Origin of the sequence: Nocardia sp. NBC_01327, assembly GCF_035958815.1 — a bacterium.
Lineage (GTDB): Bacteria > Actinomycetota > Actinomycetes > Mycobacteriales > Mycobacteriaceae > Nocardia.
The window spans coordinates 5,739,793-5,756,533 of record NZ_CP108383.1 but is presented as its reverse complement, the minus strand read 5'-3'; the positions used below and the strand labels follow the sequence as shown (position 1 = coordinate 5,756,533).

Annotated in this window: 18 protein-coding genes; 11 read left to right on the top strand and 7 right to left on the bottom strand. The window is 65.2% G+C overall.

Annotated elements, in window-relative coordinates; genetic code table 11:
- Positions 1-739: 739 nt before the first annotated feature.
- From OG326_RS26625 to OG326_RS26615, 3 genes are all read left to right on the top strand, one after another.
- Entirely contained in the window at positions 740-1,972 is a 1,233-nt protein-coding gene (locus OG326_RS26625; RefSeq protein ID WP_327139852.1) for an IS256 family transposase, read from the top strand.
- A gap of 455 nt (positions 1,973-2,427) precedes the next feature.
- On the top strand, positions 2,428-2,880 hold the full coding sequence (locus tag OG326_RS26620) for a DUF4279 domain-containing protein (protein WP_327139851.1): 453 nt from the start codon (positions 2,428-2,430) through the stop codon (positions 2,878-2,880).
- A 123-nt stretch (positions 2,881-3,003) separates the two neighbouring features.
- Positions 3,004-3,297, top strand: a complete 294-nt coding sequence (locus tag OG326_RS26615) for a hypothetical protein (RefSeq protein ID WP_327139850.1) — start codon at positions 3,004-3,006, stop codon at positions 3,295-3,297.
- Positions 3,298-3,421: 124 nt separating this feature from the next.
- Here the strand turns inward: OG326_RS26615 and OG326_RS26610 are convergent, their stop codons facing one another.
- Positions 3,422-3,613, bottom strand: coding sequence for a hypothetical protein (locus OG326_RS26610; RefSeq protein WP_327139849.1), 192 nt, complete (start codon positions 3,611-3,613; stop codon positions 3,422-3,424).
- Between the two features lie 575 nt (positions 3,614-4,188).
- Positions 4,189-5,028 carry a class I SAM-dependent methyltransferase gene (locus OG326_RS26605; RefSeq protein WP_327139848.1) on the bottom strand — a complete coding sequence of 280 codons (840 nt, stop codon included), beginning with the start codon at positions 5,026-5,028 and terminating at the stop codon, positions 4,189-4,191.
- Between the two features lie 504 nt (positions 5,029-5,532).
- On the opposite strand from OG326_RS26605, the gene OG326_RS26600 reads away from it, so the two are divergent.
- On the top strand, positions 5,533-6,366 hold the full coding sequence (locus OG326_RS26600; protein WP_327139847.1) for a hypothetical protein: 834 nt from the start codon (positions 5,533-5,535) through the stop codon (positions 6,364-6,366).
- Between the two features lie 82 nt (positions 6,367-6,448).
- On the opposite strand, the gene OG326_RS26595 is transcribed toward OG326_RS26600, so the two are convergent.
- Together OG326_RS26595 and OG326_RS26590 are read right to left on the bottom strand one after the other, a co-directional pair.
- Positions 6,449-6,763 carry a hypothetical protein gene (locus OG326_RS26595; RefSeq protein WP_327139846.1) on the bottom strand — a complete coding sequence of 105 codons (315 nt, stop codon included), beginning with the start codon at positions 6,761-6,763 and terminating at the stop codon, positions 6,449-6,451.
- 174 nt (positions 6,764-6,937) lie between these two features.
- Positions 6,938-8,335 carry an FAD-binding oxidoreductase gene (locus OG326_RS26590; protein WP_327139845.1) on the bottom strand — a complete coding sequence of 466 codons (1,398 nt, stop codon included), beginning with the start codon at positions 8,333-8,335 and terminating at the stop codon, positions 6,938-6,940.
- Positions 8,336-8,575: 240 nt separating this feature from the next.
- On the opposite strand from OG326_RS26590, the gene OG326_RS26585 reads away from it, so the two are divergent.
- The 3 genes from OG326_RS26585 (at position 8,576) to OG326_RS26575 (ending at position 11,028) form a co-directional block, all read left to right on the top strand.
- Positions 8,576-8,935: a nuclear transport factor 2 family protein gene (locus OG326_RS26585; protein ID WP_327139844.1), complete on the top strand. Its 360-nt coding sequence runs from the start codon at positions 8,576-8,578 to the stop codon at positions 8,933-8,935.
- Between the two features lie 267 nt (positions 8,936-9,202).
- Complete coding sequence (locus tag OG326_RS26580) at positions 9,203-10,642, top strand: hypothetical protein (protein WP_327139843.1); 1,440 nt, start codon at positions 9,203-9,205, stop codon at positions 10,640-10,642.
- 26 nt (positions 10,643-10,668) lie between these two features.
- On the top strand, positions 10,669-11,028 hold the full coding sequence (locus tag OG326_RS26575; protein WP_327139842.1) for an ArsC/Spx/MgsR family protein: 360 nt from the start codon (positions 10,669-10,671) through the stop codon (positions 11,026-11,028).
- Positions 11,029-11,141: 113 nt separating this feature from the next.
- On the opposite strand, the gene OG326_RS26570 is transcribed toward OG326_RS26575, so the two are convergent.
- Positions 11,142-11,591: a nitroreductase/quinone reductase family protein gene (locus tag OG326_RS26570; protein WP_327139841.1), complete on the bottom strand. Its 450-nt coding sequence runs from the start codon at positions 11,589-11,591 to the stop codon at positions 11,142-11,144.
- Between the two features lie 128 nt (positions 11,592-11,719).
- Here OG326_RS26570 and OG326_RS26565 point away from each other — a divergent pair, with 128 nt between their 5' ends.
- Positions 11,720-12,409: a TetR/AcrR family transcriptional regulator gene (locus OG326_RS26565; protein ID WP_327139840.1), complete on the top strand. Its 690-nt coding sequence runs from the start codon at positions 11,720-11,722 to the stop codon at positions 12,407-12,409.
- On the opposite strand, the gene OG326_RS26560 is transcribed toward OG326_RS26565, so the two are convergent.
- A complete protein-coding gene (locus tag OG326_RS26560; RefSeq protein ID WP_327139839.1) occupies positions 12,406-12,762 on the bottom strand; it encodes a DUF4873 domain-containing protein in 357 nt (118 codons plus the stop codon). The genes OG326_RS26565 and OG326_RS26560 overlap by 4 nt on opposite strands.
- Entirely contained in the window at positions 12,759-13,658 is a 900-nt protein-coding gene (locus OG326_RS26555; RefSeq protein ID WP_327139838.1) for an AurF N-oxygenase family protein, read from the bottom strand. Before OG326_RS26555 ends, OG326_RS26560 begins: the two co-directional genes overlap by 4 nt.
- A 97-nt stretch (positions 13,659-13,755) precedes the next feature.
- Here OG326_RS26555 and OG326_RS26550 point away from each other — a divergent pair, with 97 nt between their 5' ends.
- From OG326_RS26550 to OG326_RS26540, 3 genes are read left to right on the top strand one after another with little or no spacing between them, the layout of a single operon-like run.
- A complete protein-coding gene (locus OG326_RS26550) occupies positions 13,756-14,463 on the top strand; it encodes a TetR/AcrR family transcriptional regulator (protein ID WP_327139837.1) in 708 nt (235 codons plus the stop codon).
- A gap of 55 nt (positions 14,464-14,518) precedes the next feature.
- The gene (locus tag OG326_RS26545; protein ID WP_327139836.1) at positions 14,519-15,139 is read left to right on the top strand and encodes a TetR/AcrR family transcriptional regulator; all 621 of its coding nucleotides are present in this window, start codon (positions 14,519-14,521) and stop codon (positions 15,137-15,139) included.
- A gap of 30 nt (positions 15,140-15,169) precedes the next feature.
- Entirely contained in the window at positions 15,170-16,741 is a 1,572-nt protein-coding gene (locus OG326_RS26540) for an FAD-dependent monooxygenase (RefSeq protein ID WP_327139835.1), read from the top strand.

Genomic DNA, 16,741 nt, shown 5'->3' with positions numbered 1-16,741 from the left:
GGGGACCGACTCCCACGAATCCCCCTGAGGGCAGTCAGATTACATTCCCCGACCGAGTTGGATACCCGAACCGACAACGAGGATCACAGCTGCCGCCCGCCCAGCTCGCCATGCGCCTCAGTCACCAACACCCACCCGACGATCTCTATCGCGCTCATCCGGCATGTGTGCGTTCGGCTGGCGCCAGATGACCGAGGCCCGTTGATCTTCCGCCGCAGCGCTCTGGGCGTTCCGAACAGCGCGGGTCGCGGCATAGATGTGCGGGCGTTGCCCGACAAGTCAACGGCCAGGCCGTCATGGATATGCGTTTGAGCGGGTCAATGTTCTCGACGTAGAGGGCTAGTTGTGCGCTCTGCGATTGGTTTTCGGTGCATCGGCCAGAGGTGGCTTCATCGGGGCGTGACGCCGACGGCTGACCCGGATCATGACCTCTAGGAGCGCGGTACTCGCGATGCTAAAAACAACGGCAAAAATCACCGCAGGACGTTCTATCGGCCACCGCTGCCATGCGTACACCGACCAGATGATCAAAGCGACAAAGTACGCGGCGAGACGTACCGTGTGCGACGAGACTCGCCGCCGTACTGACCGAGTCCACCCCATGGACACGGTTGCGTCCACGAAGATGGTGTACGGCAGCTGATCAGCTGCTGAGTCTGGCGTAATCCCCGGACAGCAAGGTGGTCACCGCGTGATCCTCGAAGGACCTCTCACAGTCACTCGAAGGAGACTTCACGCGATGACCAATATCCAGCCTATCGACCCGGGCAAGCCGTTCGCCGACCAATTGGCGGTAATGGGCCCGGACCTGCTGCGCGAGATGGTGTCCAGCTTCGTGCAAACCCTGATGAGCGCCGAGGCCGACGCCGCCTGCGGAGCCGGCTACGGCGAACGCTCCGACGACCGGATCAACCACCGCAACGGCTACCGCCACCGCGACTTCGACACCCGCGTCGGCACCCTCGACGTCGCGATCCCGAAACTACGATCCGGCTCGTATTTCCCGGACTGGCTCCTGGAACGCCGCAAACGCGCCGAACGGGCCCTCACCAGCGTGGTCGCGACCTGCTATCTGCTCGGGGTCTCGACACGGCGGATGGAGAAACTCGTCGAATCCCTGGGCATCACAACACTTTCCAAGTCCCAGGTCTCGATCATGGCCCGCGACCTCGATGCCCAGGTCGAAGCATTCCGCACCCGCCCCTTGGATCAGGGCCCTTACACGTTCCTCGCCGCAGACGCCCTGGTGCTCAAGGTCCGCGAGAACGGGCGCGTGGTCAACGTCCACGCCCTGATCGCCACCGGCGTCAACGCCGACGGCTACCGCGAAATCCTGGGTATCCAAGTCACTTCCGGCGAGGACGGTGCCGGCTGGCTGGCATTCTTCCGCGACCTGGTCGCTCGCGGCCTGTCCGGGGTCGCGTTGGTCACCTCCGACGCGCATGCGGGTTTGGTGGCCGCGATCGGCGCGACCTTGCCCGGCGCGAGCTGGCAGCGCTGCCGCACCCATTACACGGTGAACCTGATGTCGGTTTGCCCGAAGAGTTCCTGGCCCTGGGTTCGCACCCTGTTGCATTCGGTATTCGATCAAGCCGATACCGAATCGGTTGCCGCCCAATATGATCGGATGCTCGACGCCCTGACCGAGAAGCTGCCCAGAGTCGCCGCGCACCTCGATGCTGCCCGCGCGGACCTGCTGGCGTTCACCGCGTTTCCCAAGCAGATCTGGCGCCAGATCTGGTCGAACAATCCCCAGGAACGGTTGAACAAAGAGATCCGCCGCCGCACCGACGTGGTCGGTATCTTCCCCGATCGCACCGCGATCATCCGTCTCGTCGGCGCCGTCCTGGCCGAGCAACACGACGAATGGATCGAAGGACGCCGCTACCTCGGGTTGGACGTTCTTGCCCGCTCCCGCGGGCTCACCGACCCCGACGAACAGGAGGACACCACCGCGGCACTGACCGCCTGACCCACTACCGGATCAAGCGATGACCACCGTTGCTACACCACGCATTTGGACTTGACCCATGGACACCCCACCCGATTCAACGAAAGCCCTTGGCGCTCTCAATCTTCGGCAATGATAAATCGAACCACCAACCGACGCCACCCCATGGACACCCCAGACTTTTGCCATCTGCCGACAGCGAGCTGACAGTTCCGCGGCCCCTGCCATCGTCCAAGGCTTCGTCCTGCCTGCCGGCAGATTTACCGCGCCTGCCACCGCCATGAACTACTCGGTCATCGGCATGAGCGCGCGTTTGGAAGTGCTGGCGGCCAACTGGTTTGGACGGCCCGACAAACGCGCGTGACAGCGATTGAGTGCGTTCGGCAGGCGGGTGCGTACCGAGGTTCGTGGGGATCCTGCTGCGAGCTGTGAGGAATAGGTTCGCGGGATGTAGGTCAGTCTACGATGGTAAGGGTGTGTCAGCAGATGTGAAGGTACAGCCGCTGCCGGAGGACAGGAAGTGGTCGGCAGGGTCGATCCGTATCTGGAGTCAGACGGTCGGCGCGAGCGAGATCTCGGCTCGGCTGGGGATCACGGCGGACGGGCAGTTCGAGCGGGGCAGTCTCATGAGTCCCCGAAATCTGGCCGGCGCTCGACGGGAGAGCAGCCTCTGGATCCAGCACAGCGGACTGGCCAAAGACAGCGACCTCGCGGACCATGTCCGGGCGCTGGTCGGACTGGTGGATGGGTGTCGTGAGGAGTTGGCTGGCTTGTCCGTCGACTGCGAGATGGACCTGTTCCTCGGCTTCGGCAGCGAGAATGGTCAGGGCGGCTGCGTGCTGCCCGCTGACCTGCTTGCTGATGTCGCCGCGTTGGGCCTCGACATCGTGCTCGACCTCTATCCGCCTGCGACGGTGGAGGATTGCTGATCGGGGTCTTCTCCCGTCGCGGGTGGTGACGGTAGAAGACCGACGTACCCATACGGCCCAGGACTCGTGGAGTGCACGCAACTCGGCGGTCGCGACGAGCAGGGTGAGGAGATCGTTCACACGATGACGTACATCAGGGCAGTGGCAGTTCGGTATGAAGATGATCATTTCCCGGGGTGGGTCGAGGCTCAGTTCGAGCAGGCGGACGGAAGCGCCGCCAGTTTCGTCGCGAAGGTCCCTGAATTCCAGGAGCATGACCAATTGACTTGCGACGCCGTGTATCCGATCCCGCTGGAAATCGAGTGCGATCTTGTGAGCATCGACCGAGCCCGTCGGGTCGCCACGATCGATCTCTGTATAGGTATCGGCCTGTACGAGGTTTCGCTCGACCAGCTCGGTAGCCTGCCCGACGCCTGAAGTCTTTCCTACCGAAACGATCTCTGATAGGCATGGACCCGCACGAACGCTCGGCCACCATCGAAATCATCGACCACACCGGCAAGAAGCTGGCCGTCGGCAGATACGCACCGACAACGCCGGATTACTCGCCGCCGCAAGCGGATTCGCCGACTGGATCCGGGCGGTCGAGGGCTGCAACGGCATCGGCCGCCATATCGCGCACCGCCTGGTCCGCGACGGGGAAGCCGTCCTGGACGTGCCCGCGAAACGGTCGGCCCAGGTGCGGATCTTCGCGACCGGCGACGGCCGCAAAATCGATCCCGTCGATGCGCATTCGGTCGCGATGGCTGGGTTGTATTCGCGGAATCTGCAAGCGCGGGGAACCGTCGCATCAACCGGGTCCTGCACATCATGGCCGTGGTCCAACTACACAACCGGACCGCCGGTCGCACCTATTTCGACAGTCGTAAGGCAGCCCTCGATGGAATCGATGCGTTCGCTCAAACGAGGCCTGTCGAACGTTATCTACACCCGCATGCCCGTTGACCAGCGGCGACGCGAAAAGGCAAGCCCGGGAGGGTATTCGGGAACGACTCTTGATTCCAGCGTAACCGGCCTGACCCCGCACACCGATCCTTCGGAAAAGCCACTTCCCGGACCTGCCACCAACCAGGCTGACCCCACACCCGCGGCAGTGTCTTGACATAAAGCGGAGTCATGAGGGCTCACTCAACCTAGCTTGATATCACGTGCGCCACGAGCGCGGAGGAGAAGGTCTCATATGGAGGTGATCCTGCTGGATGTCCTGAGCTGCAACTGTTCTGGTCTGGCGGCTCAAGCCTCGCGGCCGCTTCGGTCGGTATCGCTTGTGCGTGAGAGCCGGTCAGGCTCGCGCCCCGCTGGTTCGGCTCATCCTCGGACCGTTGCCCACACGAGTCTGCACAGATCGGCGGGGTGTAGTGCGTCCTCGCGCTGCCACAGGGCTGAATCGACGGCCTGGCGTTGCGAAATGTGTTCGGCCACAGCGAATCCATGGCGTTCGAGCAGCTCTGTCACCTGTTCCGGCGTGAAGAAGCTGAGCCATGGCTCGCCCTGTTGCGCGCTGGCCTCGAGTGCGAATTCCGCGTAGACGCGGCCCGCTTCGTCACGCAGTCCGGACGGTAGTGCGTACTCCATGATGAGCTCGGTGCCTCGAGCGAAGCGGCCCAGTGAGTCGAGAGTTGTCGCGATCGCGGATTCGGTCAGGTACATGGATACGCCGAGCCAGCTGACCAGTGCTTGCTGATTCGGATCGAATCCGTGTGTTATCAACCTGGAGGCAAGATTGTCGTCCTCGAAATCGACGCCGACGAATTCCACCGCACTGGAATCCAGTTCCGCGGCCGTCAGCAGTTCCTGTTTCCAGCGCTGGGTGGCGGGGTGGTCGACCTCGTAGACCGCGATCGCTTTGGCCAGCGGCGACCGGTAGGCGAAGGTGTCCAAGCCTGCGCCGAGAATCACGTACTGCGTGAAGCCGGCCGACAATCGTTCCTCGGTGTAGCGGCTGCGGGCAGTGACCTGAGCGCGCGTGCCGCTGAGTACTGGATGATCACCGGATGTGCGGTGATAGCTGAGGAGCTCGGCAGCTCGCGTGCCCAGCAGTGCCTCCGCGGCAGTGTCCTGGAACAGATACGGCTCGCGATCCACGATCAGATGCGCGGCACGAGCGGCCGCTGCCATCATCGCGGTCCGACTCGGACCTTCCTCCATCGAATTCTCCTGTCATCGTCACCTAGCCAATCAGCCAGGAATGCCGATGCTAGACAAAGGAATTCGATTCCGCTCACACCATATCACATGAAAATAACTTCTTGATTACGTGAAAAGTGTGCCGCGCAATCGGTTCGGTCGATGATTCGAGCAGCTACGTGCCGCAATCTCTGAGCCGCTGTGGCGCCCGAGGGGCATCGCTGACTGTCGGCCGCGATGGCCAACCGAATGAACGCTCATCGGTGGGGGTTCACGCGGTCATCGCGCAGATCACCGGCCTGACGCCTCTGGGCACAGAGGAATCGCGTGTACCCCAGTCGATCGCGTGTCTTTGGCATCAGATGCCTGCTGCCGGTGGATCTTCCGAGGTGCCGCGCCGGCCGTTCCGCACAACGCAGCATGCGGCAGGTGCGGTTGTTCGGGAACCCGGCCTGGTGATCGTCTTCCCAGATTCGGGGAGAAGCGGGCGAGGGTGCAGCGCTGCTCCCTCGATACTGTCAGAGGGTGCAGTTCTATGACTCCACCTGTCTGATTACAGGTGTCAGCTTGGCGGATATGGACTACACCTACCTGCTGCTGCGGTGGACGGGGCGACGGCATCAGCCGATCGCGCTCGGTGTCTTGGCCAGTGAAACCGACGTCTATCACTGTGGTTGCGAGACTGACGAGGAGAGCCGCAACAGCGAGATGGTGGCGAAGTACTTCATCGATGCGTTCGAGGCGGGCAGGTTCTTTGCCAAAGACCAAACACGTCATGCGCCGAGCGGCCTGTCGTGCATGGCCGAGCTCATAGACCTCATCGAGGTCACCTGCTCGTGCTCCTACATCTACGGCCACCACTACCCGCCGTCGACCTTGCTCGACGGCGATGTCATTGTTTTCGCAACAATTGCTCAGCCGGTATGGGACGCATTGACCGCCATCGAGAACCCGTGCGCGGACTCCCCGGATGAACAGTTCGAGCGGATATTCGCCGATTGTCTTGTCGCGCAAGAGATCTATCCGGAAGGTCGGCGGCCGCTACTCGCCGAGAAGATCACACAGCTGAAGATTGTCGATCAGTTCCTCACGACCATGAAAATGCCTTGGGCACCGCCGATGGAACCAGCCCAACGGTATCCACGTGGCTATGGTGAGCACAGCTACGCCGATATGGTCGACTTTCTCGCTCAGGCAAGGCACGACTACCGAGACGTGCCAGCCATTCTGGCCGGCCTCGACAATTACGAACTCAACATGCGGGACACGGATAGGTATGTTCCGCCGGACCATTCCTATTCCGGCGTCGAGTCCACATATCCCACTGGGCCGGGAGTGCGGGTCGCCAAGCCAGCGTGAAATCACCAGAAGACCAGGTCCCCGCATGCAGTGTGTTCAGGCGCTCACATAGTGCAGGGCAATCGTGTGATGCGGGACTACCTCAGCGGGGTCGGTGAAGGGCGGCTTCGGCATAAGTGACCCAGTGGGCGGTATCGGCGTGCGGGATGACAACCCAATCCTTCATCGGCCGGTGACGATCGGAGGGATCGAACAGGGCGGCGCCAGGGAATGCGAGGGCTGCTGTGTGCTCCTCGGTGCCGGACACGAGTCGGCAGGCCAGGCCATCCCGGAAGAGGCAGGCGAAGGCCTTGCCGTTCACGTCCTTGTAGGCGGGCTTGCCGAAGACCGTCGACACGACCACGCCGAAGTCGGCGAGCTGGGCGGCGACGCGCGCGAAGTCTTCCTGAGGAGTCATGGGCGCGAGTCTATTTCGGCGTGACGTCCCGGCGTCGCCAGCGCGCTATTCAGTTCCTCTCGCGACGTCGTCGGGGCCTTCGAGTAGTACCTGATCGCCAATCTGCTCTGCATTCTCGTACAGATCGCCTGATCTCGGCATTAGGCAGTGCATTTCGTGGGGCGGTTTCCCGCGTCAGGCGAGTACGGGGTAGTTGCTGTGGAACACGTTGTGGGGGTCGTACTTTTGTTTGATGTCGCGCAACCTGTTCAAGGTGCCGGCGGGGAAGGCATCTGCGGCACTGCGTCCCGGAGACAGGAAGGTGAAGGGGGTGCGGGAGCCGAGGTTCGGGGCGAGGGCCGAAAGGTGTTCCTGGATGCTGGCGTTGACGGCTGCGGGGTCTGTGGCGAGGGATAGGAAGTCGATTTGATACGGCTCGGCGAGGGTTCCTGCGGCTGAGTCGCTGCCTCGGGCGAAGGCTCCGCCGAAGTGGCGGATCTGGACGGCAGTCAGTGGGGCGAGCGGGGTGGCCGTCAGCTGCTGGATCACGCCGTCGTCGATCCGGGTCAACGGCGCTGCACGGCTGATTGTGGCGCTCGGTGTGGTCGGCTCGGCGAGAATGTCACTCAACGAAGTGACAGGCATCATGGTGCGCGTGTCCTGCAGGCGCCAACCGATGTGGTCGAACGGGCGTAGCAGGGCTTGGCCCTCGGCTTGGTCGCCGAGGAAGGTGGCGTAGACAGAGATCATCGGCGGGAGAACCGAGACCTGCATGAGCTCCACCCACACGGTCAGCTCATCCGGGGCCGATGCGGTGACGTCCCGGAATGCCGCAAGGACCTGCGGCGCGAGTTGGGCGGGCCACATCATCTGGCCGCCGTAGACCGCTGGGGCGGGGTGTAGATCGAACTCGACGGCCGTGACCAGTGCGAAGTCGCCGCCACCGCCGCGAAGGGCCCAGAACAGGTCGGGCTCGGAGCCGGCAGTCACTCGGGCTTGTTTGCCGTCGGAGTCGATGATGTCGAATGCCGTGACGCTCTCGGCGGCCCACCCGAATTTGCGGCCGAACCAGGGGAGACCTCCGCCGAGGGTGAAGCCGACCACGTTGATGGCGGCCGAACTTCCTGCCAGCCCGGTCAATTGGTGCGGGCCCGCTTCCTGTTGAACCTGTGCCCAGGTGACACCGGGGCCGACCCGTGCGGACCGGGCGTCCGGATCGACGCGTACCTCGCCGAGCTGTCGGGGACGGACCAGGATGGTTCCGTTCACGCCCGGCGCGGCGCCGTGACCGTTCGGCTGCGTGGATACAGCCACCCCTGTCGCGCGTGCGTACCGCACCAGCGCTGCCGCGTCGTCCGCGTCGGCGATCTCCACCACTGCGAGCACCGACTGATCCACCGCGCGGTTCCACGGGAGCTGCGCCTGCGCGAACTCCGGATCGCCCGGGAGCAGCACCCGGCCACGCACTGCTGAGCGGAGATTCGCGTCAACCGTGTCCTGCGCGGTTGCTGTCGAGGAGCCGCCGGAGTACCCGGTCAGTGCGGCGGACAACGCCAACCCACTACCCATGGCGAAGAAGCGTCGCCTGCTCATCTCGAACTGTGGACGTGTTTCGTTGGTCTGGATCGGCAAAGTCGTTCCCCCCGTTACCGTTTCGAACGTTCACGTATGGCTGTTCTGCCATACCGAACTCAAGACGGGTCGATAGTATGCATTGACTGATAAATTGTCTAGATGAAGGATCTGCGCCCGCCGGACGCCTCGCGAAAACCAGTCGCGAGCATTACCTGACGCGTAATCGACTCTGTGACTCGGAACGAAGAAGCTTGGTGCATGAGCGAATACGAGAACGTTGCACAGCGGTACATCGACAGCTGGAATGAGAAGGAGGCTGGGAAGCGGCGGGCGTTGATCGACGAGTTGTTCACGGCGGATGTGGTTTTCACGGATCCGCTGGTGCAGTTGGTGGGGACCGACGCGGTGGAGGGGATGGTTGCGGGGGCGCAGGAGCAGTTCGCCGGGCTGGAGTTCGGGCTCGGGCCGGTGGACGGGCATCACGATATTGCTCGGTTCACCTGGACGCTGAATGCGCCGGGGGTCGAGGAGCCGATTGTGGTCGGGTTCGATGTGGTGACCCTCGTCGAGGGCAAGATCGCCCGGGTGCAGGGATTTCTGGACAAGGTGCCCGCCTGAGGGGAGAGTGTTCGGTGGTGTTGCCGCGGTGAATCGCGGCCGCACCACCGGATATTCGGTTGCCGGCCCGATCGGGGGGTGGTGCCGTCGGCGCTCGTGCGGCGGAATCGGTTGCGGGGGAACGTAGTTGAGTACTGGGGGGTCGGTATTCCCGGCGGGCGCATCAGGCCGCGGGGCGGCCGGTCATGTCCACAGGCTTCAAACTATGACCTTTCCCTCACTGCCCGCGCGAGTCCGGCCCACCGCCATACGATCCGGGGCTGAAGGATGCGGGAAGGCGAAAAGGCCATGGATCGAAATGCGTTCGTCGAAGTGATGAACGAGGCGAGCGGCATGCTGGAGTCCGGACAGGCGCAGGAAGCGCTCGCCCGGCTGACGGCATTCGACAATGCGCTACTGGCGGCGCCGGAACCTCAGGACTACGGCTGGGTCGTGTCCTACCGGTTCCGTTCCGCCTTCGCGGCAGGTGATTTCGCCCAGGCGCTGCATATAGCGGAGAACGGGCCGGCGCGCTTCCCCGCCGATATCCCGCCCGCCACGCTCGCCACCATGTACTCCATGGCCGTGGAGGCCGCCACCTCGCTCGGCCGCGCCGAGAGCGCCGTCACCATGGCCGATCGCTGCATCGACCTGCGGCGCTCCCAGGGCGGGCCCGAAGAGGTGCTGATGGCGGCCATGACCGCGTGCACCTTGCTCGGCGATATCGAAAGACACGATCTGGCAAGCCGATACGCGCAGCTGCTGATCACCGAGGGCGAGGGGCACGACGAACACCGCGCCTACGGCTACTACGCCATCTGCGGCGCCATCGAACACGGCGTCGGCGGGCACCTGGTCGATATGCTGCGCGGCGGCCACGACTGGCTCGCCACCCACGACAGTGAATTCGCGCGCGAGGCACTGGGATACCTCGAGAACTCCCCGACCGTGCGGAACGCGGCGTCGAGTTTCCCGCCGCCCGCCGAATTCCCGCCGCCCGTGGACCTGTTGCCGGCCGCCGGATTCCCGCAACCCGTAGATCCGTTGCCACCGGTGGACTTCTCCCCGCTGCTGGACCCGGCCCAGACCGCGCTGCTGCAGGTCTCCGACACCGGCATAGCGGCCGTCTCCGGCCCCAAACAGCCACCCGCCGAACAACTCGCGGGCGGCGAGACTGCGGACGCCCTGCTCGAGGCGCAGCGTCCCGCGGTCGCGGCGGCCGCCTACCGCGCCCTCATCGACGAGGCCATGTCCACCGGCAAACCCGATCCGCTGATCGTCGGCAAATCGGTCCTGGGTCTGCTCATGTCGCTCATCTTCGACAATCAGGTCGGCGAGGCGCACGCGGTGTGGATCGACGAGCAGGGGCCGACCTACCTCGGTGTGTGGGCGCTGGAGAACGGCCAGACCTCCGTGCACGACTCCATTGCCTACAACCTGGTCGCGGCCTTCCTGCACTCGCTCAGCACCGGCGATCGCAATGCCTCCAACCACGCCGTCGACACCCTCATGGGCCGCTGCGTGAACTGGGCCTTCGACAAGGACGCGCAGGTGGTGCCCGCCATGCTCAATACCTGGCGCCGGCACCTGTTCGAAATCCACGAGGGTGAACCCGCGCCCGAATACCGCTGGGAACTCACCCAGGCCGAACAGCGCTGGGGTGGGCCGCTGCCCGAATCCGGCCTGTACTGGATGCGCCCGTACCGCTGGGTCGTCGACTGGGTGTGAGCGCCCGAATCGCTAGGCTGCGTTTCATGGCAACGGAAATCTGGCACAACCAGAAGTGCTCCAAGAGTCGTGCAGCCAAGGCGGTGCTCGAGGAGACCGGCGTCGACTACGTCGAGCGGCGCTACCTCGACAACCCGCCGAATGCCGTCGAAATACGGGATGCGCTGGGCAAACTCGGCCTCGAACCGTGGGAGATCACGCGTACGAGCGAGGCGGAGGCCAAGGAACTGGGCGTGTCCGCATGGGGGAGGACCGCCGCCGATCGGGAGCGCTGGATCGAGGCGCTCGCCGCGCATCCGCGCTTGATTCAGCGGCCGATCGTGTTCACCGCGGACGGCAAGGCTCTGCTGGTGCGCGATGACGAAACTCTCGACATGCTGCGCTGACTCACGACGCGCTGACTCACGACGCGACGCTGCGGCGTGATGTCGGGTGCTCGGAAGTTCGTACGGGAAGCGCTGATCCGCCGCGGTATCGCAGGTTGCGGCGATCCGGCAGGTCAGTGCAGGGTGAAAACAGGGAATCCCGGTGCGATGGCGGCCAATTCGGCATCGGTGGCGTCCTTGGTGAGGCCCTCGAACCACCGGCCGACCTCCCAGCCCCACCGTTCGAGGTAGGCGCGCAGCACCGGGATCTTCTCGGCATCGGGGAGTTCGGTAGCCGTGAAGGTTTCCACCTTGCGGCCCAGGCGGAGTTCGCCGGAACCCGCGACTCGCAGATTGCGCACCCAGTGGGTGCGACCGCGCGGGGCCACCAGGTAGCGGGTGCCGTCGGGGGTGACGAGGAGATTGACCATGGTGGTGCGCCATTCGCCGCTCGTGCGTCCACGGACGGCCAGCAGGCGCGAATTGGCGTAGCTGATGCCCAGCTTCGGCAGCATATTGGCGATGCGGTTCATGATCGGGTCGAGGCCGGTGGGCCGGATATAGCGGGTGGCGGCGTCGTTCATGATCTCGTCCTCACTGGATTCGAGAGCGGTGCTCTCTGCTGAGATCAGTGTGCGCGCGAGGTCGTCGAGGTGTCAAGAGCAGTGCTCTCGAATTAATGCAGTGCTCTGGAATGTGGCAGACTGTACTCATGAGCGTGCCGCGCACCGCCCGCGAACGGGCCCGAGTCGAGATCACCCGTGAGATCACCGATGCGGCCCGGCGTCAGCTCGCCGAATCCGGGGCGCCCGCGCTCTCACTGCGGGCGATCGCGCGGGAGCTCGGCATGGTGTCCTCGGCGCTCTACCGCTATTTCCCGAGCCGCGACGAGCTGCTGACCGCACTGATCATCGAGGCGTACAACGCCATCGGCGCCGCGGTCGAACATGCTGTCGTCGAAGGTGATTCACCCCGGGCGCGGTGGCGTGCGGCGGCAGTCGCGGTGCGGGACTGGGGGATTGCGCATCCGCACGAATACGCGCTGCTGTACGGCTCGCCGGTACCCGGCTATGTGGCCCCGCAGACCACCGTCGGACCCGCCTCCCGGCTCCCGATCGCCATCCTCGAGATCGTCCGGGGGGCATGGGAGAGCGGCACTCTCACGATGGCGGGCGATACGCTGTCCGCTGAGCTCATCGCGCAATCGGACGGACTCGCGGCCCTGGTCGCACCAGGCATGCCCGCCGAGGCGATGGCACGCAGTGTGGTGGCCTGGACGCAGCTGTTCGGCATGGTGAGTTTCGAACTGACCGGGCAGCTCGTGGGCAGCATGGACCCGGCCGGTCCGTTCTTCGACTATGCCGTCGAGATGATGGCCGACGTGGTCGGCCTGCCGCGCTAGCGGCCGTGAATCTCCGCCTGCTCCAGGGCGAATGGCGGCGTGCCGACGCCGACGATCCGGAGATTGCCCCACGGGTCGCGCTCCTGGAGCACGCCCCGGGCGGGTGTGCCGCCCGGCAGGGTCAGGAAGACCTGGGTCCGCCCGGGATCCGGTAACTCGACGCCGTCGGGCGCGGAAACCCTGCCGTACCAATGGAAATTGCCGTCGATGGGGTCGAGATGACCGCTCAGGCTCACCGATACGGCCAGTTCCGTACCGGGAGCATCGAGCAGGGCCGGTCCCGCATACTCCGGGGCGGGTGCGGGATCCGGATACTCACTGTCCTCGGGAAGCGGTCTGCGGGAACGTCTCACAGCAGCCCCCGGCGTCGCCAGATGCGCTTGCCGAGCGGGCCGATCAGCCCCTGCTTGTCCAGGGACGCACCGAGATTCGCCGCGCCGATCCCCAGTGTGCGCTGGGCGTGCGGATTGGCGCGCGCGATGCGGCGGGCCCCGCGGCCGTCCTCGATGCCGGCGCGCACGTACATGTGCCAGTTGGTCATCAGATGCACGAACAGCGGCGCGGCAATCGCCACGCAGAGGCGGGTGTACGCCAGTTCCGCCTTCGACATGGTGGGCACTCGGCGCACGAGCGCGTCCCGGGCGAAACCGATGTGGCGCGCCTCCTCGGTCACGTGAATCCGCATGGCGCGGGCCACGACCGGCTGCAGTTCCGGATCGTCGAGGGTCTGCCGCTGAATGGCGTCGAAGATCTCCTCGCCGACCAGCGCGCCCACCCACACCATCGATCCGCGCAGGAAGATCTGCAGCGAGCTGATGACAAGACGCTCATACGGGTTGGGCCAGTACGGCTTTGCCTCCACCCGGTCGATGAGCTTGCCGAACATCATCATGTGCCGGCATTCGTCACCCATCTCGGTGAGCGTGTAGTGCGAATGCCGGGAGGTCGGATTGCCGGACATGAGCTCGCGCAACAGCAATCGATTGAGCAGGTTCTCGAACCAGATGCCCACGGACAGCACATTGGCCAGCTCCTGGCGCGAAAGCTCGCGCTGCTGTTCATGACTGAGCGATTCCCACAGCGGCGTGCCGTAGAGGGAGACGACCTCGGCCGGGAGGAAGAGCTTGTCCGGATCCAGCGGCGCATCCCAGTCGATATCGACGACCGGATCGTAGAACTTCTTCACATGCCCCGTCAGCAAACGCTGAGCGAAGGAATCTTGGGGAAGCAGTGTGGCGTCGTTGCCCATGTCAGCATCCTGATTCGTATTACTGGTACACGCTGTTACACTCAGATTAGTGGTACAAGGTGTAACGGTCAATAAGCAGGTGGGTATCGTGAACCGAGTGACCGGAACCAGCGCACGCACACCGTCCGCGACCGCTGATGGCCGCAGCACCCGCTGGAACGGCCACAAAGCCCGTCGCCGCGCCGACATGCTCGATGCCGCACTGAGTGTCATCGAGGCCAATGGCACCGAGATCTCGGTACAGCAGATCGCCGATCGGCTGAAGGTGCCGCGCCCGGTGGTCTACCGCCACTTCGACGGCCGCGCCGATCTGGACGAGCAGATCCGCCGCCACATTCTGGATTCGCTACTGGCCGAACTACTTCCGCGACTACAGCCGGACGGCACCGTGCGCGATGCGGTGCGCGGCGCGGTCGGCACCTATGTGGGATGGGTGGAGCGGCACCCGAATCTGCACCGGTTCCTGGCGGCCGGTGATCCGCACGGATCCTCCTCCAGCGCCCTGGCCGGAGCGCGCGATCGCATCGGCGCGCAATTGGCGGACCTGTTCGCCGACACCCTCACCAGCTTCGGCCTGGATCCGAATCGCGCCCGCCCTACGGCCTTCGGCATGGTCGGCTTCGTGGACGGCGTCGTGAACAGCTGGCGGGCCGACGGTGTACTCACCTCCGAGCAGGTCGAGGGCATTCTCACCGAATCCATGCTGGCGCTGATCGAGGGCAATGCGCGCAGCCTGGAGGTGCCGCTCACCCGTGACACCGTGGTCGCCGATCTGGTGGCGCGCACGGAAGCCGCCCGCGCCTGAATTTTGCCGCTGGGGAAATATTGCCATCGCGGCAATAATCTGTACCCTGAGTGAGGTGAACGATGGCGACCTCGGGCTGCGGGAGCGCAAGAAGCGGGAAACCCGCCTCGCGCTGAGCCTCGCGACCATCCGGCTCAGTGTGGAGCGCGGCTGGGACAATGTGACGGTGGACGATATCGCCGCCGCGGCGAACGTCTCCGTGCGAACTTTCCGCAACTACTACTCCAGCAAGGCCGAAGCGGTCGCCTCGCGGCATCTCGAGCGTATGCAGCAGGTGGCGGAGGAGCTGCTGGCGCGCCCGGCGAGCGAATCCCTCTGGGAGGCAATGCCTGCCGCGGTCATCGACCGGTTCGCCCTCGGGCAGGACGTGAGTGCGGCCCCGCCGCAGGATGAGCAGTGGACGGCGGGCATTCGGCTGATGCTGAGCGCACCGGCGGTGCAGGCGGCCATCATGGAGGCCAATGCGGTTGCCCAGCAGGAACTTACGGTGGCCGTGGCCACGCGCACCGGCACCGATCCGGAGCGGGACCTGTATCCGAAGCTGGTGGCGGCCGCGGTCATCGCCGCCTGCGCCGTTGTCATCGATCACATCCAGCGCACCGATCCGCCCGGATTGCTGCTGCCGCTGCTGCTGGAGGCATTCACCGAGCTCGCGGCGGGACTGCCGGAGCCGTAATTCGAAACCTGCTGTCTGTCAGGAGAAGTCATGACCTACGACGTGATCGTCGCCGGCGCGGGGCCGGTCGGCCTGATGCTGGCGAGTGAACTCAGCCTGGCCGGAATCCGGCCGCTGGTGCTCGAGCGTCACACCGCACCGAGCCTCGAACCCAAGGCCAACGGACTGGTCGGCCAGGTGGTGCCGATGATGGACCGGCGCGGGCTGAGCGAAGCGCTCAGCGGCATTGCCGGAGCGCCGCAACCCAATTCCGCCTACTTCATGTTCGGCGCGCTGGCACTGGATCTGAGCCTGCTCGACCGCAGCCCCGTCTACAGTATGCCCGCGCCGCAGCCGCGCATCGTCGCGGTACTGCATGATCGGGCCGTCGAACTCGGCGTGGAAATCCGCTGGGGCACAGAGATCATCGGCCTCGAACAGGACGATGACGGTGTCACGGTGGATGTTTCCGGCACCGGCGGCGCGCATCGACTTCGCGCCCGGTTCCTGGTCGGTGCGGACGGCGGGCACAGTCTCGTGCGCAAGCTGTCCGGAATCGACTTTCCGGGAATCAGTTACGACCGCACCACCGGTCGCACCGCGCACGCCACCGTGCCCGCCGACTGGCTCGATCCCGCCACCGGTGCGCTGAACGTGCCCGGCTACGGACCCATCCGGCCGTTCCTGCCGGTGCGCACCGAGCACGGCGGCTTCGTCTACGCACCGCTGCCGGGCAATGCGCCGCTGATCAACACCACCGAGTGGGACCAGCCCGAGCCTGCCGAGCCCATGAGCCTCGCGGAATTGCGCGCCAGCGTCCATCGTGTGCTGGGCGCGGATATCCCGATCGGACCGCCGCCGGGTCCGGGGCCGCATCTGCTGCGCCGAGTGATCGGCGGCAACACTCGATTGGCGGAACGCTTCCGCGACCGGCGGGTACTGCTCGCCGGGGATGCGGCGCACGTGCTGGTCTTCGGCGGCGGCCCCGGGCTCAATCTCGGTCTGCAAGACGCCATCAATCTGGGCTGGAAGCTGGCCGCCGAGATCACCGGTGCCGCACCGGCGGGCCTGCTGGACACCTACGACACCGAACGTCGTGCTGCGGCAAGCAGATCCGTGGTTTCCGCACAGGCGCAGGCGGCGGTGCTCGCGCCCGGAGCCGACGTCACCGCGCTGCGCGAGGTGTTCGCCGAACTCCTGACCGATCGCCAGACGGTCCAGCGCCTGGCCGATCTCATCGCCGGCTCGGACGTCCGCTACGACATGGGCGATCCGCATCCGCACCCGCTCGTCGGCTACTGCGCGCCCGAGTTCGAATTGCACACCGGGGCGGGCACCGTCCGCCTCGCCGAATTGACCAGAACCGCAAGGCCTTTGCTCCTGGACCTCACCGAGGAGGGTGCGCTCGCGGACGCCCTGCCGGAGTGGCGCGACCGCGTCGATATCGTCGCGGCCCGCGCCTGTGGGGAGACGCCGCCCGGAGCGCTGCTCCTGCGGCCCGACTGCTACATCGCCTGGGCATCCGCCTCGGCGCGCCCGGACGAGTCCGAACTCGGCACGCTGCGAACAGCTCTCACGCGCTGGTTCGGTGCGGCCTCGCGCAGTGCGGCGCCGGTCGGGTGA